Origin of the sequence: Pseudomonas wadenswilerensis (assembly GCF_024749185.1) — a bacterium.
Lineage (GTDB): Bacteria > Pseudomonadota > Gammaproteobacteria > Pseudomonadales > Pseudomonadaceae > Aquipseudomonas > Aquipseudomonas wadenswilerensis.
The window spans coordinates 1,852,742-1,875,519 of the sequence record NZ_CP087191.1; the positions used below are offsets into that span (position 1 = coordinate 1,852,742).

General features: G+C 61.9%; 22 protein-coding genes. 15 read left to right on the forward strand and 7 right to left on the reverse strand.

Features of this window, described 5'->3' with window-relative positions:
• The first annotated feature begins 2 nt into the window (after positions 1 to 2).
• The 4 genes from sucC to LOY45_RS08535 all read left to right on the forward strand — a co-directional run bounded on the left by sucC (position 3) and on the right by LOY45_RS08535 (position 4,650).
• Complete coding sequence (gene sucC, locus LOY45_RS08520) at positions 3 to 1,169, forward strand: ADP-forming succinate--CoA ligase subunit beta (RefSeq protein WP_010224674.1); 1,167 nt, start codon at positions 3 to 5, stop codon at positions 1,167 to 1,169.
• Positions 1,169 to 2,053, forward strand: a complete 885-nt coding sequence (gene sucD / locus LOY45_RS08525; protein ID WP_115087940.1) for a succinate--CoA ligase subunit alpha — start codon at positions 1,169 to 1,171, stop codon at positions 2,051 to 2,053. Before sucC ends, sucD begins: the two co-directional genes overlap by 1 nt.
• A 354-nt stretch (positions 2,054 to 2,407) precedes the next feature.
• Entirely contained in the window at positions 2,408 to 3,721 is a 1,314-nt protein-coding gene (brnQ, locus tag LOY45_RS08530; protein WP_233674840.1) for a branched-chain amino acid transport system II carrier protein, read from the forward strand.
• Between the two features lie 188 nt (positions 3,722 to 3,909).
• Positions 3,910 to 4,650: a DUF599 domain-containing protein gene (locus LOY45_RS08535; protein WP_115087938.1), complete on the forward strand. Its 741-nt coding sequence runs from the start codon at positions 3,910 to 3,912 to the stop codon at positions 4,648 to 4,650.
• An 87-nt stretch (positions 4,651 to 4,737) separates the two neighbouring features.
• On the opposite strand, the gene LOY45_RS08540 is transcribed toward LOY45_RS08535, so the two are convergent.
• Positions 4,738 to 5,016: a hypothetical protein gene (locus LOY45_RS08540; RefSeq protein ID WP_115087937.1), complete on the reverse strand. Its 279-nt coding sequence runs from the start codon at positions 5,014 to 5,016 to the stop codon at positions 4,738 to 4,740.
• Positions 5,017 to 5,169: 153 nt separating this feature from the next.
• Here LOY45_RS08540 and LOY45_RS08545 point away from each other — a divergent pair, with 153 nt between their 5' ends.
• The 4 genes from LOY45_RS08545 (at position 5,170) to LOY45_RS08560 (ending at position 8,885) form a co-directional block, all read left to right on the forward strand.
• Positions 5,170 to 5,646: a PaaI family thioesterase gene (locus LOY45_RS08545; protein WP_115087936.1), complete on the forward strand. Its 477-nt coding sequence runs from the start codon at positions 5,170 to 5,172 to the stop codon at positions 5,644 to 5,646.
• Positions 5,643 to 6,104 carry a PaaI family thioesterase gene (locus LOY45_RS08550; protein WP_115087935.1) on the forward strand — a complete coding sequence of 154 codons (462 nt, stop codon included), beginning with the start codon at positions 5,643 to 5,645 and terminating at the stop codon, positions 6,102 to 6,104. The genes LOY45_RS08545 and LOY45_RS08550 overlap by 4 nt, the downstream gene beginning before the upstream one ends.
• 94 nt (positions 6,105 to 6,198) lie before the next feature.
• The gene (htpG, locus tag LOY45_RS08555) at positions 6,199 to 8,103 is read left to right on the forward strand and encodes a molecular chaperone HtpG (protein ID WP_115087934.1); all 1,905 of its coding nucleotides are present in this window, start codon (positions 6,199 to 6,201) and stop codon (positions 8,101 to 8,103) included.
• A gap of 56 nt (positions 8,104 to 8,159) precedes the next feature.
• Positions 8,160 to 8,885 (forward strand): dienelactone hydrolase family protein, encoded by a 726-nt coding sequence (locus LOY45_RS08560; protein WP_115087933.1) that lies wholly within the window; start codon positions 8,160 to 8,162, stop codon positions 8,883 to 8,885.
• 102 nt (positions 8,886 to 8,987) lie between these two features.
• Here the strand turns inward: LOY45_RS08560 and LOY45_RS08565 are convergent, their stop codons facing one another.
• A complete protein-coding gene (locus LOY45_RS08565; RefSeq protein ID WP_115087932.1) occupies positions 8,988 to 9,848 on the reverse strand; it encodes a pirin family protein in 861 nt (286 codons plus the stop codon).
• A gap of 105 nt (positions 9,849 to 9,953) precedes the next feature.
• On the opposite strand from LOY45_RS08565, the gene LOY45_RS08570 reads away from it, so the two are divergent.
• From LOY45_RS08570 to LOY45_RS08580, 3 genes are all read left to right on the forward strand, one after another.
• Positions 9,954 to 10,961 carry an amidohydrolase family protein gene (locus tag LOY45_RS08570; RefSeq protein WP_115087931.1) on the forward strand — a complete coding sequence of 336 codons (1,008 nt, stop codon included), beginning with the start codon at positions 9,954 to 9,956 and terminating at the stop codon, positions 10,959 to 10,961.
• A 66-nt stretch (positions 10,962 to 11,027) separates the two neighbouring features.
• On the forward strand, positions 11,028 to 11,492 hold the full coding sequence (locus LOY45_RS08575) for a DUF3859 domain-containing protein (protein ID WP_115087930.1): 465 nt from the start codon (positions 11,028 to 11,030) through the stop codon (positions 11,490 to 11,492).
• A gap of 139 nt (positions 11,493 to 11,631) precedes the next feature.
• Positions 11,632 to 13,257 (forward strand): methyl-accepting chemotaxis protein, encoded by a 1,626-nt coding sequence (locus LOY45_RS08580; RefSeq protein ID WP_115087929.1) that lies wholly within the window; start codon positions 11,632 to 11,634, stop codon positions 13,255 to 13,257.
• Between the two features lie 121 nt (positions 13,258 to 13,378).
• On the opposite strand, the gene fabB is transcribed toward LOY45_RS08580, so the two are convergent.
• The 5 genes from fabB to LOY45_RS08605 all read right to left on the reverse strand — a co-directional run bounded on the left by fabB (position 13,379) and on the right by LOY45_RS08605 (position 20,261).
• Positions 13,379 to 14,599 (reverse strand): beta-ketoacyl-ACP synthase I, encoded by a 1,221-nt coding sequence (gene fabB, locus LOY45_RS08585; RefSeq protein ID WP_115087928.1) that lies wholly within the window; start codon positions 14,597 to 14,599, stop codon positions 13,379 to 13,381.
• Between the two features lie 11 nt (positions 14,600 to 14,610).
• Positions 14,611 to 15,126, reverse strand: coding sequence for a 3-hydroxyacyl-[acyl-carrier-protein] dehydratase FabA (gene fabA, locus LOY45_RS08590; RefSeq protein ID WP_115087927.1), 516 nt, complete (start codon positions 15,124 to 15,126; stop codon positions 14,611 to 14,613).
• Between the two features lie 205 nt (positions 15,127 to 15,331).
• Positions 15,332 to 17,260, reverse strand: coding sequence for an ATP-binding protein (locus tag LOY45_RS08595; protein WP_115087926.1), 1,929 nt, complete (start codon positions 17,258 to 17,260; stop codon positions 15,332 to 15,334).
• Complete coding sequence (locus tag LOY45_RS08600; protein ID WP_115087925.1) at positions 17,257 to 18,150, reverse strand: ABC transporter substrate-binding protein; 894 nt, start codon at positions 18,148 to 18,150, stop codon at positions 17,257 to 17,259. Before LOY45_RS08600 ends, LOY45_RS08595 begins: the two co-directional genes overlap by 4 nt.
• A complete protein-coding gene (locus LOY45_RS08605) occupies positions 18,150 to 20,261 on the reverse strand; it encodes a TonB-dependent receptor domain-containing protein (protein ID WP_476261604.1) in 2,112 nt (703 codons plus the stop codon). Before LOY45_RS08605 ends, LOY45_RS08600 begins: the two co-directional genes overlap by 1 nt.
• 171 nt (positions 20,262 to 20,432) lie before the next feature.
• On the opposite strand from LOY45_RS08605, the gene LOY45_RS08610 reads away from it, so the two are divergent.
• Genes LOY45_RS08610 through LOY45_RS08625 form a run of 4 tightly spaced genes read left to right on the forward strand, consistent with a single transcriptional unit; the run spans position 20,433 to position 22,752 of the window.
• Positions 20,433 to 21,458 (forward strand): NAD(P)H-dependent glycerol-3-phosphate dehydrogenase, encoded by a 1,026-nt coding sequence (locus LOY45_RS08610; RefSeq protein WP_115087923.1) that lies wholly within the window; start codon positions 20,433 to 20,435, stop codon positions 21,456 to 21,458.
• 13 nt (positions 21,459 to 21,471) lie between these two features.
• Positions 21,472 to 21,819, forward strand: coding sequence for a DUF4389 domain-containing protein (locus LOY45_RS08615; RefSeq protein WP_010224647.1), 348 nt, complete (start codon positions 21,472 to 21,474; stop codon positions 21,817 to 21,819).
• Entirely contained in the window at positions 21,816 to 22,271 is a 456-nt protein-coding gene (sixA, locus tag LOY45_RS08620) for a phosphohistidine phosphatase SixA (RefSeq protein ID WP_258578966.1), read from the forward strand. The genes LOY45_RS08615 and sixA overlap by 4 nt, the downstream gene beginning before the upstream one ends.
• Before the next feature lie 37 nt (positions 22,272 to 22,308).
• Entirely contained in the window at positions 22,309 to 22,752 is a 444-nt protein-coding gene (locus LOY45_RS08625) for a hotdog fold thioesterase (protein WP_115087921.1), read from the forward strand.
• Positions 22,753 to 22,778: the final 26 nt, after the last annotated feature.

A 22,778-nucleotide genomic window follows, 5' to 3' on the forward strand; every position in this document is an offset into this window, starting at 1 on the left:
GCATGAATCTTCACGAGTATCAGGGTAAGCAGCTGTTCGCTGAATACGGCCTGCCAGTTTCCAAGGGTTTCGCAGTCGACACCCCTGAAGCTGCCGCAGAAGCCTGCGACAAGATCGGTGGCACCGAGTGGGTTGTCAAAGCCCAGGTCCACGCCGGTGGTCGCGGTAAAGCGGGCGGCGTCAAGCTGGTTCGCAGCAAGGAAGACGCCAAGGCGTTCGCTGCGCAATGGTTGGGCAAGCGTCTGGTGACCTACCAGACCGACGCCAACGGTCAGCCAGTGACCAAGATCCTGGTCGAATCCTGCACTGACATCGCCAAAGAGCTGTACCTGGGCGCTGTAGTCGACCGTTCGAGCCGCCGTATCGTGTTCATGGCCTCCACCGAAGGTGGCGTGGACATCGAGAAAGTCGCTCACGAGACTCCTGAGAAGATCATCAAGGCTACTATCGATCCACTGGTTGGCGCTCAGCCATTCCAGGGTCGTGAACTGGCATTCCAGCTGGGTCTGGAAGGCAAGCAAGTTGCTCAGTTCGCCAAGATTTTCGTAGGCCTGGCCAAGCTGTTCAAAGAACACGACCTGGCCCTGCTGGAAGTAAACCCGCTGGTCATCAAGGCCGACGGCGACCTGCACTGCCTCGATGCCAAGATCAACATCGACGCTAACGCCATGTACCGTCAGCCTAAGCTGAAAACCTTCCACGACCCGTCGCAAGACGACCCTCGTGAAGCCCACGCTGCCAGCTTCGAGCTGAACTACGTGGCCCTGGAAGGCAACATCGGCTGCATGGTCAACGGTGCCGGCCTGGCCATGGGTACCATGGACATCGTCAACCTGCACGGCGGCAAGCCAGCCAACTTCCTCGACGTAGGTGGCGGTGCTACCAAAGAGCGCGTTACCGAAGCCTTCAAGATCATTCTGTCCGACAGCAATGTCGCGGCCGTTCTGGTCAACATCTTCGGCGGCATCGTTCGCTGCGACATGATTGCCGAAGGCATCATCGGCGCTGTGAAAGAAGTCGGCGTTAAAGTACCGGTTGTTGTTCGCCTGGAAGGTAACAACGCTGAACTGGGTGCTAAAGTACTGGCAGAAAGCGGTTTGAACATCATTGCGGCAACCAGCCTGACCGACGCTGCTCAACAAGTTGTCAAAGCTGCGGAGGGCAAGTAATGAGCGTCCTGATCAATAAAGACACCAAAGTCATCTGCCAGGGCTTCACCGGCTCGCAAGGTACTTTCCACTCCGAGCAAGCCATCGCCTATGGCACCAAGATGGTCGGCGGCGTGACCCCAGGCAAGGGTGGTACCACCCACCTGGGCCTGCCAGTGTTCAACACTGTGAAAGAAGCCGTAGAAGCTACCGGCGCTGACGCGTCGGTCATCTACGTTCCGGCTCCTTTCTGCAAGGACTCGATCCTGGAAGCTGCCTTCGGCGGCATCAAGCTGATCGTCTGCATCACCGAAGGCATTCCTACCCTGGACATGCTCGATGCCAAGGTCAAGTGCGACGAGCTGGGTGTTACCCTGATCGGCCCTAACTGCCCAGGCGTCATCACTCCGGGCGAGTGCAAGATCGGCATCATGCCAGGTCACATTCACTTGCCAGGCAAGGTCGGTATCGTTTCGCGTTCCGGCACCCTGACCTACGAAGCGGTCAAGCAGACCACTGACGCCGGTTTCGGTCAGTCCACCTGCGTCGGTATCGGTGGCGACCCGATTCCGGGCTCCAACTTCATCGACATCCTGAAGCTGTTCCAGGAAGACCCGAAGACCGAAGCGATCGTTATGATCGGCGAGATCGGCGGTTCGGCTGAAGAAGAAGCGGCTGCCTACATCAAGGCTCACGTGACCAAGCCTGTAGTTTCCTACATCGCTGGTGTTACCGCTCCTGCGGGCAAGCGTATGGGCCACGCTGGCGCCATCATCTCCGGCGGCAAAGGCACTGCAGACGAGAAATTCGCTGCGCTGCAGGACGCTGGTGTGAAAACCGTGCGTTCGCTGGCAGACATCGGCAAGGCCCTGGCCGAGCTGACTGGCTGGGAAGTGAAGAAGTAATCACTGCCCAGTAAACAAGAAAGGCCACCTTCGGGTGGCCTTTTTTGTTTACTGGGCAGCAGCTTCAAGCGACAAGCTTCAAGCTGCAAGAGGGTGTTGCGGCAAGCTTGCGGCTTGTAACTTGCGGCTTGGAGCTGTCGCGCAAGCGACACGCATATTCACACATCGGACAAGCAGCCCTGCAGCAGTGCGTTTCTGTGTCAAATTCGTTAACCTATGCACTCATTTTGTGCCCGCTCCCCAAAAGGGAACGACACGCTAAACGGGTCTGGCTCATCAAGCCAGGCAGCATTTCCCTCACCCAAGGGGAAATCCCTCTCTAAATCCCGATTTCAGCAGTGTGGTATTTCCTTAATGAAAGTTTTGAAAGGCCAGGACATCCTGGCACTTGGTTTTATGACGTTCGCTTTGTTCGTCGGCGCGGGCAATATCATTTTCCCACCTATCGTCGGTCTGCAATCCGGTCCACACGTGTGGATGGCGGCGCTGGGTTTCCTGATCACTGCTGTAGGCCTGCCGGTCATCACTGTCATTGCCCTGGCCAAGGTCGGCGGCGGCATGGATGCCCTGAGCAGCCCGATCGGCAAGGTCGCCGGCGGCCTGCTGGCGGCGGTGTGCTACCTCTCGGTAGGCCCGCTGTTCGCCACCCCGCGTACCGCCACCGTATCCTTCGAAGTAGGTGTTGCACCGCTGACCGGTGAAAGCCCGCTGGCCCTGTTCATCTACAGCCTGGTGTACTTCCTGGTGGTACTGGCGGTGTCCATGTACCCGGGCAAGCTGCTCGACACCGTCGGCCGCTTCCTCGCACCGCTGAAGATCATCGCCCTGGCCGCGCTCGGCATCGCCGCGTTCATGCTGCCAGCCGGTGGTATCGGTGAAGCACAGCCTGCCTACGTCGCCGCGCCGTTCTCCCAGGGCTTCATCAATGGTTACCTGACCATGGATACCCTCGGTGCGCTGGTGTTCGGTATCGTCATCGTCAACGCCATCCGTTCGCGCGGCGTCGAGTCGCCGCGGCTGATCACCCGCTACGCGATCATCGCCGGCCTGATCGCCGGTGTCGGCCTGGCCCTGGTGTATATCAGCCTGTTCCGCCTGGGTGCCAGCAGCCATGAAATCGCCGCCGGTGCCAGCAACGGCGCGGCGGTGTTGCATGCCTATGTGCAGCACACCTTCGGCTCGCTGGGCAGCGGCTTCCTTGCCGTGCTGATTGCCCTGGCCTGCCTGGTGACCGCAGTCGGCCTGACCTGCGCTTGCGCCGAGTACTTCAGCCAGGTGCTGCCGCTGTCGTACCGCACCCTGGTGGTGATCCTCGCCGGCTTCTCGCTGCTGATCTCCAACCTTGGCCTGACCAAGCTGATCATGTTCTCGATCCCGGTGCTGACGGCAATCTACCCACCGTGCATCGTGGTCGTGGGCCTGAGCTTCTGCAAAGAGCTGTGGAACTCCCAGGTACGCATTCTGGCGCCGGTGATGCTGGTGTCGCTGCTGTTCGGCATGATCGATGCCATCAAGGGCACCGCGCTGGCCAGTGAACTGCCAGAAATCCTCGCTCACCTGCCGCTGAGCGAGCAGGGCCTGGCCTGGCTGGTGCCTTCGGTGGTTACCCTGGGTGTTGCGGTGCTGTGCGACCGCATGCTGGGCAAGCCACGCGAAGTGCTGGCCTGAGAATTGGCCATCTGACGGGCACCGGCCACAAGCCAGCAGGGTGACCGTCACGGCAGATTCCGAGCCCCGTGTCCGAAAGGATGCGGGGCTTTTTCGTTTCTGCACGGCAGACGTGTCTTTTTCTGCGGCAAAGCGTCGAAAGCCGGTCAATGGGATTTACTGTGCTCGAAACTTAATCAGGACCTTGCATGAGCTTCATTCAAAGCAATCTGATCCACCTGCTGGCCGCCTGCTGGTTTGCCGTGTGCTGGGGCGGTTATACCCGCTACGCCACCTGGAAGGGCCGCGATACCGCCTGCCTGGCCAGCGTGCTGCACCTGTACCGGGAAGACTGGATGCGCCGCATGTTGCTGCGTGACAATCGCATCGCCGATGCCAGCGTGATCGGCAACCTTGAGCGCAATGCGTCGTTCTTCGCCTCCAGCACCCTGATCATTCTCGCCGGCATTCTCACCGTGCTCGGTGCTTCGGACCGCGCAGTATCGCTACTGGCCGACCTGCCGCTGGTGCAGCAAGCGTCCCAGGGGATGTCGGAAATCAAGTTGTTGTGCCTGGCAATGGTGTTTGTTTACGCCTTCTTCACCTTCAGCTGGTGCATGCGCCAATACAACTTCGCCGCGGTACTGGTGGGCTCGGCGCCGATGATCGGTGAGCGTCATGTCAGCGAACTTGAACGCAAGGCGTTTGCCCTTAGAGCCGCCAGGGTTATTTCACTGGCCGCCAACCAGTTCAACTTTGGCCTGCGCTCCTATTACTTTGGTATGGCCATGCTCTGCTGGTTTATCAGCCCGTGGTTGTTCATGTTGATGAGTACCGGGGTGGTACTGGTGCTGTATCGTCGCGAATTCCATTCGGATGTGCTCGATGTGATGGTTTACACCCCTACCGAGGCACCTGCGCCGGAGCCGGCTAAAGAGAACCTTGCCTGAAGAGTGACGACTGAATCGTTTAATCCAGTTTTGGCAGCCATAAAAAAACCCGACAGTGTCGGGTTTTTTTTATTCCGGCAGGCTTGCTTACTGTTTAGCAGGCTCAGCAGGAGTAACTGGGGCAGCAGGAGCGGCTTCTTTCGCAGCTTCTTCAGCGGCTTTTTGTTGCGCTTCGGCCTGATCTTTGGCGGCTTCGACGTTTTCTTTCGCTGCCTCGTTCACTTTATCCTGAGCTTCGTTCATTTTCTCTTGAGCGTTCTCGGAATGTTGCGCAGCGTCTTGGGCTTTGTCTTCGCTGGCTTTATCGCAAGCGGCAAGACCCAGGGCAGCGGCGAGCATAACGGCAAAAGCAAAAGGTTTACGCATGGGGTGTTTCTCCTTGTGGAATAAGTTACTTGTTCCTTCGAGTTCAAGTAACCGGTAGAAGTTCCGCGCACCATACAGATATATAACAAATGGATCTATATGGACATTTGCCAGACTGTGTGCATGTTCTCAATGGCCTGAGAGTTTTTTCAAATGACCGACACTTCCTTGCTGGCAATGGCCGAGCGCTTTCTCTCGGCGTTACGCCATTGTCAGGTACTCCAGATGCGCGTGCATCACGCTGACGCCCAGGGCATGACCCTGGTGCTGCCATACTCCGCGAGGATCGTCGGCAACCCTCAGACCGGCGCGGTGCACGGCGGGGCGATCACCACCCTGATGGACACCACCTGCGGCATGGCCACCCTCTGCGCGCTGCCTGAGTTCGAGGTCTGCCCGACCCTGGACTTGCGCATCGACTACATGCACCCGGCCGAGGCCGGTAAGGATATTTTCGGTCACGCGTACTGTTACCGCGTTTCCCGCGATGTGATTTTCACCCGCGGGGTGGCTTACCAGGATGACCCCGAGCAGCCAATCGCGCAGGTGGTTGGCACTTTCATGCGTCTGGGCAAGGGCATCAAGGGCGGCCTCAATTTCGCCAACAAGCTCAAGGGGAGTGGCCAATGATCCCGCCAGAAGTGCACCAGCAACTGCGCCAGGCGCATGCCGAAGGCAATTACGAACCGCTGCTGCAGTTGATCCCTTATGCCGGATTGATTGGTATCCAGTGCAGCCGTCAGGGCGATGACCTGCTGTTCTGCCTGCCGGCCAGCCAGGACAATATCGGCAATCCGTTGCTGCCAGCGATCCACGGCGGGGTGATTGCCGGCTTCATGGAGTTGTCGGCTGCGCTGTACTTGCTGATTTTCAGTGAAAGTGCGGCAATTCCGAAAATCATCGACTTTTCCATCGACTACCTGCGTGCCGGCCATTATCGCGACACCTACGCCCAGTGCCAGCTGTGGCGCCAGGGCCGGCGGGTGACCAATGTGGCGATCACGGCCTGGCAAGGCAACCCGGATGAGCCGATTGCCACGGCACGAGCACATTTCAAGATCGAAGAAATGACCTCGCCCTTGAAATAGCCCCAGCCACCCCCATCTGTTGTGCATCCCGCCGTGAAAGCAGGCCGCTGGCCTGCCCAACGACAACTGTCATCAGATCGGAGTGTTGAAGACCATGAGTGTGGAAACTCAAAAAGAAACCCTGGGCTTCCAGACCGAGGTGAAGCAACTGCTGCACCTCATGATCCATTCCCTGTATTCGAACAAGGAAATCTTCCTTCGCGAACTGATTTCCAACGCCTCCGACGCCGTCGATAAACTGCGCTTCGAAGCCCTGGCCAAGCCAGAGCTGCTCGAAGGCGGCGCCGAGCTGAAGATCCGCCTGAGCTTCGACAAGGACGCCAACACCGTCACCCTCGAAGACAACGGCATCGGCATGAGTCGCGAGGACGTGATCGCGCACCTGGGCACCATCGCCAAGTCCGGCACCGCCGACTTCATGAAGAACCTCACCGGTGACCAGAAGAAGGACTCGCACCTGATCGGTCAGTTCGGCGTGGGCTTCTACTCGGCCTTCATCGTCGCCGACAAGGTCGATGTGTTCAGCCGCCGCGCCGGCCTGCCGGCCGCCGAGGGCGTGCACTGGTCGTCCAAGGGCGAGGGCGACTTCGAAGTCGCCACCATCGACAAGGCCGAGCGCGGTACCCGCATCGTCCTGCACCTGAAAAAGGGTGAAGAAGAGTTCGCCGACGGCTGGCGCCTGCGCAACATCGTCAAGAAATACTCCGATCACATCGCCTTGCCGATCGAGCTGCCAAAACAGGTCGAAGCCGCCGAGGGCGAAGACAAGCCGGCCGAAGAATGGGAAACCGTCAACCGCGCCAGCGCCCTGTGGACCCGTCCGCGTACCGAGATCAAGGACGAGGAGTACCAGGAGTTCTACAAGCACATCGGTCACGATTTCGAGAACCCGCTGGCCTGGAGCCACAACAAGGTCGAAGGCAAGCTCGAGTACAACTCGCTGCTCTACGTACCGGCCCGTGCCCCGTTCGACCTGTACCAGCGTGAAGCGCCGCGCGGCCTGAAGCTGTACGTGCAGCGTGTGTTCATCATGGACCAGGCAGAATCCTTCCTGCCGCTGTACCTGCGCTTCATCAAGGGCGTGGTCGACTCCAACGACCTCTCGCTGAACGTCTCGCGTGAGATCCTGCAGAAAGACCCGATCATCGATTCGATGAAATCGGCGCTGACCAAGCGCGTGCTGGACATGCTCGAGAAGCTGGCCAAGAACGAGCCTGAGCAGTACAAGGGCTTCTGGAAGAACTTCGGCCAGGTGATGAAAGAAGGCCCGGCCGAAGACTTCGCCAACAAGGAGAAGATCGCCGGTCTGCTGCGCTTCGCTTCCACACACGACGAAAGCGGCGAGCAGAGCGTTGCCCTGGCCGACTACCTGGCCCGCGCCAAGGAAGGTCAGGACAAGATCTACTTCCTCACCGGTGAGTCCTACGCGCAGGTGAAGAACAGCCCGCACCTGGAAGTCTTCCGCAAGAAAGGCATCGAAGTCCTGCTGCTGACCGACCGTATCGACGAGTGGCTGATGAGCTACCTGAGCGAATTCGACGGCAAGAGCTTCGTCGACGTCGCCCGGGGCGACCTGGACCTGGGCAAGCTGGACTCCGAAGAGGACAAGAAAGCTCAGGAAGAAGTCGCCAAGGAGAAAGAAGGCCTGGTCGAGCGCCTGAAAGCGGCCCTGGGCGAAAGCGTCAGCGAAGTGCGCGTCTCGCACCGTCTGACCGACTCGCCGGCGATCCTGGCCATCGGTGAGCAGGACCTGGGCCTGCAGATGCGCCAGATCCTCGAGGCCAGCGGGCAGAAGGTGCCGGACTCCAAGCCGATCTTCGAATTCAACCCGGGCCACCCGCTGATCGAGAAGCTGGACAACGAGCAGAGCGAAGACCGTTTCGCCGACTTCTCGCACATCCTCTTCGATCAGGCCGCGCTGGCGGCGGGCGATAGCCTCAAGGACCCGGCGGCGTACGTTCGTCGCCTGAACAAGCTACTGGTCGAATTGTCGGCTTAAGTAGTTGCAGGAAAGCCCGCTTCGGCGGGCTTTTTTCATGGTGCAAGGAGGAGTGCATGAGCAAGGTTACCGTCGAATCGCTGGTCTATCATGTTGCCGGCAAAGCCTATGAGAGCCGCTTGTTCTATACCCAGGGCGCCCGCGAGCAGCCTGGGCTTTTGATGGCGCCAAACTGGATGGGGGTGGGCGAGGGCGCCGAACGTATCGCCCGCGAGGTTGCCGCCCAGGGTTATGTGGTGTTGCTGGCCGACATCTACGGCCAGACCCTGCGTCCGTCGGACATGGATGAAGCCGGTGCGGCGATGACGCCGCTGAAGAATGACCGCGTCGAGCTGCGCAAGCGCTTGAAGGCAGCGCTGGACCAGTTGCTGGGCCAATCCAGGGCGGTACTGGAGCCTGGCAAGCTGGCCACCTTCGGCTTCTGCTTCGGCGGCTGCTGTGCGCTGGAGCTGGCGCGTGAAGATGCGCGCCTGCTGGCCGCTGTATCGTTCCACGGCACCCTGGATACGCCGCTGCCGGCCGAGGAGGGCAAGGTCCGGGCCTCGATGCTGGTGTTGCATGGCGCCGCCGACCCGTTCGTGCCCAAGGAGCAGCTACCGGCTTTCGAAGCCGAGATGGACGCGGCCAAGGTTGATTGGCAGCTGATCAGCTATGGCGGCGCGGTGCACTCGTTCACCGATACCGCAGCGAATATCCCCGGCAAGATGAAGTACGACGCACGCACGTCCAAGCGCGCGTTCCGCGCGATGTTCAATTTGCTCGATGAAGTGTTCCAGCGCTGAGTGGGGCGGGGCTGCTGTGCAGCCCATCGCCAGCAAGGCTGGCTCCCGCACTGGACCTGCATGCATCCACCCTGTGGGAGCCGGCCTTGCCGGCGATCAATCTCAAGGCAACTCGATCCGTTCACTTTCCCCTGGTACCGTCGGCCAGTCTCCGGCCGCCCAGCGTGCCCGCGCCTGTTCGATCAGCGCCGGATCACTGGCAACGAAATTCCAGTTCATTCGCCGCGGCCCGTCCAGTGGCGCCCCGCCAAACAGCACCAGCTGGCTCTGGCTGTCGGCATACAGGCTCATCTCCTCGCCGGGCGGCAAGATCACCAGGCTGCACGGCTCGACCGCCTCGTCGTTCAGGCTGACTTCGCCATCCAGCACATACAGTGCACGCTCGACATGCTCGATGGGCACCGTCAGGGTGGTCGCCGCCTGCATCTGCACCAGCGCATACAGGGTCGGTGACAGCACCGGCACCGGCGATTGCAGGCAAAAACCGCTGCCGGCAATCATGCGAATGCTGACCCCCAGGGTGTCACTGACCGGCAAGCTCGCCGCCGGATGATGGCTGTAGTGCCCAGGGCCTTGCTCATGCTCCTTGGGTGACGCCAGCCATACTTGCAAACCGTGCAATCGCGAGTTGCCGGGCAGTAGCTCGGCAGGCGTGCGCTCGACATGGGCAATGGCGCTGCCAGCGGTCATCCAGCTGACTTCACCGGCCTTGACCCGTTGATCCGAGCCCAGGCTGTCCTTGTGCTGGATCTCGCCCTCGAACAGGTAGGTGAGAGTCGACAGGCCGATATGCGGATGCTGGCGGATGTTCATGCCGCGCCCGGCCGGGTACTCGGTTTCGAGCATGTGGTCGAAGAACACGAACGGCCCGACACTGCGGCACTGGGCCGAGGGCAGGGGGCGCAGGATAGGTTGCCCTTCGACCGATTCGGCGCGAGGGCGGATGACCAGGGGAAGGCTCACGGTGTGCTCCAGGCCAAGGGGGAAAGTTCTTGTAGCATAACCTGCTGAACTGGCGCGTGGTCGGCTCGGTCTACCCTGTCTGAATCGGCCAACAAGGAAAGCGTGATGATTGCCAGGTGTCTGGGCTGGGTGCTGTTGCTGGGGGTATCGCTGCAGGCGGCGCAGGCGCGCGAGTATCACTACAGTGATGCGCACCTGCATTACGTCGACTTCTTCCAGGAGACCGCCGGCATGGATGCCTTGCTCAAGGCCATGGATGAAGCCCGAATCGACCAGTCGATGATCTCGGGTATCCCGGTGGCCAAGAAGTGGCACGAGGATGAGCCCAAGCGCCCGCGTTATTACGCTGGCGACGATGCCGATGCCTACTGGTACAGCGCCACCGATATCTATGTAGCGGCAGCACTGGAGAAACTCAGCCCCGAACAACGCCAGCGCTTTCATCCGTTTCTCACCGGCTTCAACCCGGTGGACAAGAATGCCGTGGCCCACATCGAGCGCATGCTCGAGCTGCACCCGGGCCTGTGGCAGGGCATTGGCGAGGTGTTCACCCGCCATGATGACCTCACTGCGCTCACCAGCGGCGACACGCCCAGGGCCAATAACGAGGCCATGACCCGCATCTATCACCTGGCCGCCGAGCAGGACCTGCCGGTGCTGATCCACTCCAACATCACCTCCAAGCGTGAACGCAACCCGCTGTACCTGGCGGAAATCGAAGAGCCACTGCGCAATCACCCGCACACCCGCTTCATCTGGGCTCATGCCGGCACCAGCCTGGAGATTCATCGTCACCAGGCTCAGCTGGATTTTTTGCTGCCGACCCTGACGCGGATGCTCGAGGATTACCCGAACCTGTACATAGACCTCTCCTGGAGCGTGCTGCAGCCTTATCTGCTGGATGAGAAGGGCAACCCCAGGGTTGAGTGGCTGGCGCTGGTCAAGCGCTTCCCTGAGCGCTTCATGCTTGGTTCCGACGTGGTCGGGCGTTTCAACAGCCTGGGCGAGCAGTTGCATGGCTTCGATCCGTTCCTTGATGCCTTGCCTGCCGAGATTGCGCAAAAGGTCGCCCGCGACAACTTCCTTGCCGTACTGCCCAAGGCACGCAAGTGACAGCCCTGTCATCAGCCTGTCATGCCCGTGTCATAGCCTGCCGCCATCAACCTGATGGAGTGCACTATGTTCCCACGTCGTTTCAGCGCCCTGTGCGGGCTCATGCTGGTTAGTGGCCTGGCCGCTGCCGAGGTTCGCGTTGATGGCCCGGTCGAGTACGGCCTGTTCGAAACCCGCCACCAGAATTTCCAGCCGGGTGAGCGGGTGCTGACCCAGAGCAACCAGACCATCCAGCCAACCGATGAGATCCCGGCGCGCCTGGGCAGCAAGTTCGGTATGCGTTACCGGCTGGAGGGCAAGGTCGCCGAAGACACGCCGCTGACCCTGCTGTACCTCACCCCCGGTGTACGCACCCCGGACGGCAAGCGTCACGACAAGTTCGAAGTGGTGCAGAAGCTGGTGCCGGGGGCGGCCCAGGACGTCATGGCCTACGAGTTCACCGAGAACCACGAAGTGGTGCCGGGACAATGGCATTTCATGGTCTTCCAGGGTGATCGTCTGCTTGCCGAGCAGCGCTTTACCGTGCGCTGATCAAGGGTGACCCTGGTGTCGCGATCATAAGGCCTTTTGATATCACGTTTTCGTCTTACGCAAATTTTCCCCAGGCCGATACCGTCTAGAAGCAAGGACTGCTGCACTGTTTTGCAGCGCTTTTGGAGGGAGCCAGAAGATGAGCTTGAGAAGCATGAATATCGCGCCCAGGGCCGGCCTGGGTTTTGGTCTGGTGGCGGCGCTGGTGTTTGCCTTGGGCGCTTTTGCCCTGATGCAGATGACCAGCATGCGCCAGCAGTCCGCGCAGGTCGACAGCAATTGGTTGCCCAGCGTGATTTCGGTCGGGCAGATGACCCAGGATATGCTGCGCATCCGCGCCCTGACCCTGCGCCTGTTGGTCAATCGCGATGCTGCGGCGCTGGAACAGAACAAGTCGCGCATCGAAGAGATCAAGTCCGGCCTGGACAAAGCCCAGCAGAAGTACCAGGCGCTGATCGTGTTGCCCGAAGAACAAACCCTGTTCGATCGTTACCTGGGCCTGGAGCAGCGCTATCTCAAGCTGCAGAACCAGGTGGTGGCCTTGTCCACCGAGCATCGGCTTGAAGAGGCGGTAGCCATGGTCAACGGCGAGATGAACCAGTTGGCCGACCAGATGACCGCCAGTCTCAACGAGCTGATCGCGCTCAATAACCATCATGCCAACACCGCGACCGACCTTGCCGAGGTTGTCTACCAGGAGGCGCGGGTCTGGGTGATCGGCTTGCTGATCGCCGCCGTGGTGCTCACCGTGGTGCTGGCCCTGACCCTGACCCGCAGTATCGTCCGGCCGCTGGCGCAGTCACTGAAGGTTGCCGAGGTAGTGGCCACCGGTGATCTGACCCCGCAGATCTCGGTGCAGGGCAAGGACGAACCGGCGCGCTTGCTCACGGCGTTGAAGCAGATGCAGCAGAGCCTGCGCGATACCATCGGGCGCATCTCCGATTCGTCCAGCCAGTTGGCTTCAGCCTCCGAAGAGCTCAGCGCGGTGACCGAAGATGCCACCCGCGGGCTGCTGCAGCAGAGCCAGGAAATCGAACAGGCGGCGACTGCGGTCAATCAGATGACCACTGCGGTGGAGGAGGTGGCGAGCAATGCCGTGGCCACTTCCGAAGCATCGCGCGAATCGGATCGTATTGCCCGCCAGGGACGTGAGCAGGTGCGCCTGACCGTGACCTCGATCGAAGACCTGGCGGCCGGCGTCACCGCCAATGCCGAAGAGGTCGGGCAGCTGGCGCAACAGGTCCATGGCATTACCAAGGTGCTGGATGTGATCGGTGCGATTGCCGAGCAGACCAACCTGCTGGCGCTCAACGCCGCGATTGAAGCGGCCCGCGCCGGTGATGCCGGGCGCGGCTTTGCCGTGGTGGCGGACGAGGTGCGGGCACTGGCCCATCGCACTCAGCAGTCGACCCGTGAAATCGAGCAGATGATCGATGGCATCCAGCAAGGCACCAATCGTGCGGTCGAGGGTATGCAGCACACCAACGAGCGGGCGCGTGGCACCTTGGAAGGCGCCCATGCCGCAGGGGCGGCGCTGGAAGAGATTGCTGCGGCCATCAGCCTGATCAACGAGCGCAACCTGGTGATTGCCAGCGCCTCCGAGCAGCAGGCGCAGGTGGCGCGGGAGGTGGACCGCAACCTGACCAATATCCGCGACCTGGCCATGCAGACCTCGGCGGGGGCGAATCAGACCAACGCGGCGAGCCAGGCGTTGTCGCAGTTGGCGATTGAGCTGAATGGGTTGGTGGGACGGTTTTCGGTGTAAAGCATCGCGGGTCAAGTCGAGTCGTCGCACCGCCGCTCCCACAAGGTCGGAGCAGGACCCGCGATGGCACAAACAAAAACGCCCCGACGAGTCGGGGCGTTCGAGCATAAGGGGCTGGCCCTTACTTGCCTTCCCAGCGCTTGAGCACCAGGGTGGCGTTGGTGCCGCCGAAACCGAAGCTGTTGCTCATCACGGTATCGATCTTGGCGTTTTCCCGGGTCTTGGTCAGCACCGGCAGGTCGGCCACTTCCGGGTCCAGTTCGTCGATGTTGGCGGAACCGGCAATGAAGTTGCCTTCCATCATCAGCATGCAGTAGATCGCTTCGTGAACGCCGGCGGCGCCCAGGGAGTGACCGGACAGGCTCTTGGTCGAGCTGATGGCCGGAGCCTTGTCGCCGAACACTTCGCGAACGCCCTTCATTTCGGCAACGTCGCCAACTGGCGTCGAGGTGCCGTGGGTGTTCAGGTAGTCGATCGGGGTGTCGACGGTGGACATGGCCATCTGCATGCAGCGGATGGCGCCTTCGCCGCTTGGCGCGACCATGTCGTAGCCATCGGAAGTGGCGCCGTAGCCGACGATTTCCGCGTAGATCTTGGCGCCACGGGCCAGAGCGTGTTCCAGCTCTTCAACCACGACCATGCCGCCACCGCCTGCGATGACGAAGCCGTCACGGTCAGCGTCGTAGGCACGGGAAGCTTTTTCCGGGGTGTCATTGCGCTTGCTGGACAGCGCGCCCATGGCGTCGAACAGGAACGACTGGCTCCAGTGCTCTTCTTCACCGCCACCGGCGAAGACGATGTCTTGCTTGCCCATCTGGATCTGTTCCATCGCAGTACCGATGCAGTGAGCACTGGTGGCGCAGGCCGAGGCGATGGAGTAGTTCAGGCCCTTGATCTTGAATGGGGTGGCCAGGCACGCCGAAACGGTGCTGCTCATGGTCCGGGTGACGCGGTACGGGCCAACGCGCTTGACGCCTTTTTCGCGCAGGATGTCCAGCGCTTCCATCTGGTTCAGGGTCGAAGCGCCGCCGCTGCCTGCGATCAGGCCGGTACGCGGGTTGGAGACTTGCTCTTCGGTCAGGCCCGAGTCCTTGATCGCGTCGGCCATTGCCAGATAGGCATAGGCAGCGGCGTGACCAACGAAACGGAAGATTTTACGGTCGATCAGTTCTTCGAGGTTGAGGTCAATGGAGCCGGAAACCTGGCTACGCAGACCCATTTCGGCATATTCCGGGTTGAATCGGATGCCAGGGCGGCTTGCACGCAGGTTGGCGGAGACGGTCTCTTTGTCATTGCCCAGGCACGAAACAATGCCCAGACCAGTGATAACGACGCGGCGCATGCGGATAACCCTTAGAAGTTGTCAGTGGAGGTGAATACGCCGACACGGAGGCCTTCGGCGGTGTAGATCTCGCGACCGTCGACGCTGACCGAACCATCGGCGATGGCCATGTTCAGCTTGCCTTTGAGGACGCGCTTGATATGAATGTTATAGGTGACTTTCTGGGCGGTCGGCAGAACCTGGCCGAAGAATTTCACTTCACCCGAACCCAGTGCCCGGCCACGGCCCGGCAGGCCTTGCCAGCCAAGGAAGAAGCCGACCAATTGCCACATGGCGTCCAGGCCCAGGCAGCCCGGCATCACCGGATCACCTTCGAAGTGGCAGGCGAAGAACCACAGGTCCGGGGTGATATCCAGCTCGGCGACCAATTCACCTTTGCCGTACTTGCCACCCTCCTGGCTGATATGGGTGATGCGATCAACCATCAGCATGTTCGGGGCGGGCAGTTGCGCGTTACCTGGGCCGAACAGCTCACCGCGACTGCAGCGCAGCAGGTCTTCCCGAGTAAAGGCGTTTTGTTTGGTCATGCGAGCTCCTCAATAGTCCCCGTGCGGCAGGGGGCAAATCTTCCCGGCCGTCCCAAAACGCGTACGTTTGAGCCGGCAGCCTACACATAGACTATTGCGTTGTAGTGAAAGTCACAGCGCACGGGGCAAAGAAGTACACTTGTGCACTGAAATTTTATTTTCAAGCCCTTCGCAGCGCTTGTCCAGTCTCTAAGACTGCCGCAATTTAGCATTTATCGCCAGTCGCAGCTGCCTGACCGGGCAACCAGCGTTGCAGAATTTGTTGCAGATCAGTGCGTTTGAACGGCTTGGCCAGGTAGTCGTTCATGCCCGCGTTCAGGCAACGCTCGCGATCGCCCTGCAAGGCATTGGCGGTCAGGGCGATGATCGGCATGGCGGCCGCCTGCGGCAGCAGGCGAATGCGCCGGGTGGCCTCGTAGCCGTCGATAATCGGCAGGCGGCAATCCATCAGCGCTGCGGCAAAGCGCTGGCGCCCGGCCTGGGCCACGGCCTGGGCGCCATCGACAGCGATGCACACCTCAAAACCCAGGCTGCGCAGCATGGCTTCGATCACCGTCTGGTTCACCGGATTGTCCTCGACCAGCAGGATGCGCCGGCCCTGGCCGTCGTCTTCGGGGCGGGTCAGGCCGCTGGGCAGGCGCGGCGTTTGCGCCGTCGACAAGGCCAGAGGCATCTCCAGGGTGAAGGTCGAGCCGAGGCCTTCACGGCTTTCGCCGCGCAGGGTGCCGCCCATCCGTTCGGTCAGCGTGCGGGCGATCGACAGGCCCAGGCCGGTACCGCCATAACGGCGGGAGATCGAGCTGTCGGCTTGCTGGAAGGCGATGAACATCATTTCCAGGCGCGTGCTGTCGATGCCGATACCGGTGTCGCGTACCGCGCAGGTGAACCAGATCAGCTGGCGGTCGAGCACCTGCCAGCGCGGTTCGATCTGTACGCTGCCGTGCTCGGTGAACTTCAGCGCGTTGCCGATCAGGTTGAGCAACACCTGGCGGATGCGCGTCGGATCGCCTACCACCTGCAGTTGCTCCATGCCCGGTGGCAGACGCAGTTGCAGGTCCAGCTGGCGCTGCTGGGCCAGGTGCTGGAACGACTGCACGCTGCTGCCGATCAGCTCGCCGAGGTTGAAATCGATGTGCTCCAGCTCCAGGGTGGTGCGCTCGATGCGCGAGAAGTCGAGGATATCGTTGATGACTTTGAGCAGGTGCCCGGTCGACTCACTGGCCACGGCCGTGTACTCGGCCTGTTCTTCGCTGAGGGTGGTGGTTTCCAGCAATTGCAGCATGCCCAGAACACCGTTCATCGGCGTGCGCAGTTCATGGCTCATCATCGCCAGGAAATCAGACTTGGCCTTGTTCGCCTGCTCGGCCTCTTCACGGGCCTGGATCAATTGCGACATGGCCTGCTGCTGTTCGTGACTGGCCTTGCCCAGCGCACTGGCGAGGTTGTTGATGTGCCGGGCCAGGTGGCCCAGTTCACTGTCATCGACCACCGGCAGCGGCGCATTGAACTCACCTTGCTGGATGGCCTTGACCGCATGGCCCATGTCGCTGATCGGCTTGGCCAGGCTCAGGGCCAGGCGCCGGGCCAGGATGAAGGTAAAGAGCAGGGCGAACAGGGCAAGAATCCCGGCCTTGACCACGATTTCCTGTTGCCGTTCGTTGAAGGCGTCATCCGACATGCCGACGATCACCCGGCCCAGGTAGTCATCGCCGATGCTCTTGGTCGGTGCGTTGCTGTGCAGGAAGTCGTTGTCCAGGCGGATCTGTTGCAGGCGGATCGGTGCCTGGAACACTTCCACCTGCTGCGCGCGGTTGTGGCTTTCGTCAGGCTGCTCGACGTACACGAGGATGTGGTTGCTGCTGTCCTGCACCTCGAGAAAGCGCACGTGGGGGATGCTCAAGGTGGCGCGCATGAGGCTTTCGAGCACTTCGTTGTTGCCGGCGATCACGCCGTACTCGGAAGCTGGGGCCAACTGATTAGCGATCAACTGGCCGGTGTGGTTGAGCTCCTGGCGCAAGTCCTGAATGCGCACGAAGGTAAAGAAGCTGATCAGCAGCAGGGTCAGCAACAGGGCCGGACCGAGGCTGATGATCTGCGTGCGGGTGTGAATGTCCCAGCTCAGGCGCCGACTCATGGTGTGCTTTCTCCTTCGGCCAGGGCCAGGGCGGCGGCGGACGGGTCAATCGCTTCGATGCCCAGGGCGCGGGCAACCTGCTGGTTGCCGAGCACGCTGAAGTGATCCGGGTAGAGCGTGCGGGGCCAGCGGTTGGGCGCCTGGTCGAGCAGCCGTTCGAGCACCGCCAGCCAGTCGTCCTGGTCGCTCAGGGTGCTGGCCAGGGCGCCGGCCTTGACGAACCCGGCATTGGGCCCGATCAGCGCCATCTGCCGGCCATAGCTGCTGAGCAAAACGTTCTTGGCCGTCTTCGAGTTGTACAACTGTGGATCGTCGATGCCCAGCAGTACATCGCTGTTTTGCAGAAGACTTTGCAAAGGCCGGCTGTCGCGCAGGTCTGGCCAGGCTTCGGCGACGATTTCCAGGCCCAGCGGACGCGCCGCCTTGCGCAATTCATCGAGGAGGAACTGACTGTGTTCGGCATACAGCACGCCGACCCGCTTGGCCTGCGGCAACAGGTAGCGGGCCAGGCGCAACTGCCGGGCCAGGGGTGGGTCGCTCCACAGCAGGCTGAGGTAAGCCGGGCGCAGGCTGCCCAGCCGTTGCTGGGCCTGGACCCGGCTGACGCGCAAGGCCAGCGCCGGTGGCCCGGCGGTTTCGCTCAGGCGCCATTCGAGGCTGGCACTGTCGAGCAGGATCAGCCGGGTGGCGGCTTTGATCTGGCTGGGGCGGGGTAGCTTGGCGACTGGCACGAAACGCACCTGATCAGCCGGACGGCGCTCGCGCAACGCTTCAACGAAGCTGCGCACACCGGCGTTGTCCTGGCTGCCGGTCAGCAGGATCTCGTTAGCCGACAGGCCGCACAGGGGCCACAGGCAGGCCAGCAGCAGCCAGCGCCGCAGGCGGCGCATCAGAATTCCAGCTCCGCACTGAAAGACAGCACATGACGGCTGTCGTAGCGATTGTCGGCGATGGTCGTGGGCTCATCGTCCAGACGCTGCTGGAGCATGCCGGCCAGCTCCAGGCTGGTGCGGTTCCAGCGCAGGCGCTTGGCCACGCGCAGGTCGAGGCGTTCGAAGCGGTACTGGTTGAGGGCGTCGTCGCCGTAATAGAAGAGGGCGCTGGACCAGCCCGCGCCCCAGTCGCGCAGCCAGCCGGCCGAGCCGCTGTTGTGGGCGCTCAGGCGTCGGTCGGCGGGGTTGCTGGCCCAGGCGTCGACGTAGGCGTAGGTCAGGCGCAGGCGGTCGGCGGGGCTCAGGCGCCAGTCCAACTGCGCTTCGCTGCCGCTGAAACGGGCCTCGTTGCTGTTGCTGGCGATGTACTGGTTGTTGCGCAGCGGCTCGCTGATCATGCCGGTGATTTCGTCGTAGAACAGCTTGAGGTCGACGCTCAGGTCGGCATCGGCGAAGTAACCGTTGTAGCCCAGTTCCCGCGAGCGCATGCGCTCCTGTTTAAGATCGCCGGGGCCGCGGGTCTTGACGAAATATTCGGCGTTGCGCCGGCCGAAAGCGCCAGGCACCAGGTTATTGACCCGGTAGCTCCAGTTGACGTTGTTCTCGAACATGTCCGGCGAGCGCACCGCTTCGGAGTATACCGCGCGCAATCCATGGCGCGGGGTAATCAGGTAGTTGACCGCCACCCGCGGGGTCAAGGAGCTACCGGACAGGCGGGCATCTTCGTACATGGCCCCGCCCTGAAGGATCCAGTGCTCGTCGGCGCGCCATTCCAGGTGACCGAACAGGCGCCAGGTGCTGTCGTCCAGGCTGCCATTGAAATAGGTCTGCGAGTCGGCGCGGTCGTAGCGATAGTTGGCGCCGCTGACCAGGCGCAGGCTGTCGGACAGGCTCAGGGTGTCCTGCACTTCAAGGTCGTAGCGGGTTTCCCGGGTGCTCTGGTCGATATCACCGCAGACCTGCTGCGAACCGCCATTGCTCCACTGTTGCTGTACCTGCTCGGCCAGGGCGCGTTCCTCGCTGCTGCCGGCGGGCAAGGGCGAAGTAATGTTGCGCGCCACCTGCTCGGCGTAATTCGGGTTCAGGCGCCAGAGCTGGGTCAGTTGCGGGCTGAACGACAGCGCCGCATCACAGGCGCGCCATACCTGCTCACGATCCCAGTGCTGGGCCGAGCCCTGTACATAGAGGCTGTGGTCGGGGTTGAAGTCGATGTTCCAGCGCAGCGAACCGGCGTAGTCCTTGGCGTTGAGGTCGGCGTTGTTGCCTGCGGCAGTAATGTAGGGGAACACCGGTTTATAGGTGTAGGGCCGCTGATCGCTGCCTTCCTTGGCCGAGAATTGCCATTCCAGGCTCTGATTGCTGGCCAGGGTGTGGCTGGCACTCAGGGCCAGGCGGTTGAGGCGGCGACTGTCGCGGTAGTCCTGGCCCCAGCGGTTTTCGTCGAAACCATCGTCCTGCATGCCCGACAACGACAGGCGCAGGTCGCCACCGTCCCAGCCCAGGCCCTGGCTTGCGTACCAGTCATTGATACCGCGTTGGCCGCGGGTAACCTTCAGGCGCGTGCCATGGCTGTCGGCCGGGCTGCGGGTGAGGATATTGACCACTGCCATTAGCGCATTGGCGCCATAGCTGACGGTGTTGGGGCCGCGGAACACCTCGATGCGCTCGATATCTTCCATGGCCAGCGGAATGTCGCTCCAGTCCACCGTAGCCAGGCCGGCGCGGTACACCGAGCGACCGTCGATCAGCACCTGCATGCGCCGGGCATCGTTGACGTTGCTGCCATGGTAGTTGACCGTCGGCTGGTTGCCGGCGCCGTAGCCGATCATCATCCCCGGCACCAGGCGCAACAGTTCGGGTATGTCGCGGGCGCCGCTGGCACGAATCAGCTCGCTGTCGAGCACGGTCATGCTGCCCGGCACCGCCGCTGGCGATTGCTTGAGGCGGGTGGCGGTGAGCACCTGCGGCAGGGCCTGGCTGTCGACGAACAGGTCGTCAGCCATGCCGGGGCTGCTGAGCAGGGCTGTCAGCAATAATAAAGGGCGATTGGAGGTCGGGCCAAAAGACACAGTGCGGCCTTGGTAACTGGTTCAAGTCGGGCATGTTAACCGAGTGGCGGGCATTTTCCAGTCATGGCGCGACTGTTCCCAAGGCCTATTCGGTCATCTGCCACTGGCTCTGGCACTGGCGCTCCGTATAATGCGCAGGTCGCCACTTTAATTGGTTTTAACGGATTGGATATGACTGAACAGCAGCCTGTTGCAGTTCTGGGAGGCGGGAGTTTCGGCACCGCCGTGGCGAATCTGCTGGCGGAAAACGGCGTTCGGGTGCGGCAATGGATGCGCGACCCCGAGCAGGCCGAAGCCATGCGTACCAACCGCGAGAACCCGCGCTACCTCAAGGGCATCAAGTTGCATGCCGGGGTCGAGCCGGTCAACGATTTGCTGGCGACCCTCGAGGCCTGCGAGCTGATCTTCGTCGCCTTGCCCTCCAGCGCCCTGCGCAGCGTGCTGGCGCCGCACGCTCAGCTACTGGGCGGCAAGATGCTGGTCAGTCTGACCAAGGGCATCGAGGCGCAAAGCTTCAAGCTGATGAGCCAGATCCTCGAAGAAATCGCCCCTCAGGCGCGCATCGGCGTGCTGTCGGGGCCCAACCTGGCCCGCGAAGTGGCCGAACACGCGTTGACGGCCACCGTGGTCGCCAGTGAAGACGAAGCCCTCTGCCAGCAGGTTCAGGCCGTACTGCACGGGCGCACCTTTCGTGTTTATGCCAGCGGCGACCGTTTCGGTGTCGAGCTGGGCGGGGCGTTGAAGAACGTCTATGCGATCATCGCCGGCATGGCCGTGGCCTTGGGGATGGGCGAGAACACCAAGAGCATGCTGATCACCCGCGCCCTGGCCGAGATGACCCGCTTTGCCGTCAGCCAGGGTGCCAACCCGATGACCTTCCTGGGCCTGGCCGGGGTCGGTGACCTGATCGTCACCTGCTCCTCGCCCAAGAGCCGCAACTACCAGGTCGGTCACGCCCTGGGCCAGGGCCTGAGCCTGGACGAGGCGGTCAGCCGCCTGGGTGAAGTGGCAGAAGGGGTGAACACCCTCAAGGTGCTCAAGGTCAAAGCCCAGGAGGTCCAGGTGTACATGCCCCTGGTGGCCGGGCTGCACGCGATCCTGTTCGAAGGCCGGACCCTGACCCAGGTGATCGAGCTGCTGATGCGCGGCGAGCCGAAAACCGATGTCGACTTTATCTCCACCAGTGGTTTCAACTAAGCAGGAGCAGGACATGAACGAATCTTCGAACCAGACCCAGCGCGAATCGATCATCTTGCGCGTACTGTGGATGCTGGTATTCCTGGTGGTCTGGCAACTGGCCGAACTGCTGCTCGGTGGCCTGGTGCTGGTGCAACTGATCTACCGGCTGATTTACGGTGCACCGAGCGCCAGCCTGATGAATTTCGGCGACAGCCTCAGCCAGTTCCTGGCCCAGATCGGCCGCTTCGGCAGCTTCCACAGCGACCAGAAGCCCTGGCCGTTCGCCGACTGGCCAACCCCGCGCGCGCCGGAAGGCGAAGCCGCGCACAGCGTACCGCCTGCGCCGCATCCGGTACGCGACGAAGAGCCGAAGCTGTGAAGCTCTGGGTTCTGCGTCACGGCGAGGCCGAGCAGCGGGCCAACACCGATGCCGAGCGCCGGCTCACCGCCCATGGCCGCGAGCAGGTGCTGCGCAGCGCGGCGGTGTTGCTTGGGCAGCCGCTGCAGGTGATCCTCGCCAGCCCCTATGTACGTGCCCAGCAGACCGCTGCCCTGGTCCATGAAGCGCTCGGGTTTGCCAAACCGGTGCAGACCGTGTCCTGGCTGACCCCCGACAGTGACCCGCAAGCGGTCATCGCCGAGCTGGACAAACTGGGCGTGGAGGAGGTGCTGCTGGTCAGTCACCAACCGCTGGTGGGCAACCTGGTCGGCTTGCTGGAACATGGTAACTACCGGCACCCGGCGGCAATGAGCACCGCCAGCCTGGCGCAGCTCGAAGGCGAATGGCCGCTGGCCGGGCTGATGACCCTGAGTAACCTGCATCACCCATGAATCACCCGCTACAACAATGACAAGAAGGATTGATCCCATGAGCCTGTGGCACACCCAGCCTGATATCGATCACCTCAACGCGTTGCTGAAAAACACCATCGGCGAAGTGCTGGACATCCGCTTTGAGGCCTTCAGCGAGGACTCACTCAGCGCCAGCATTGTCGTCGATCACCGCACCCACCAGCCTTACGGCCTGCTGCACGGCGGCGCCTCGGTGGTGCTGGCCGAAACCGTCGGCTCGATGGCCAGCTACCTGTGCATCGACCCGCAGAAGTTCTACTGCGTGGGCCTGGAAATCAACGCCAACCACCTGCGCGGGATCCGCAGCGGGCGGGTGACGGCGACGGCCAAGCCGGTGCACATCGGCCGCAGCACCCACGTCTGGGATATTCGCTTGAGCAGCGACGAGGGCAAGGCCAGCTGCATTTCGCGTCTGACTATTGCCGTGATTCCCCTGGGCCAGGACGCACCGAGCCGCTGATCGACCTGACATTTTTACCAGTTGTC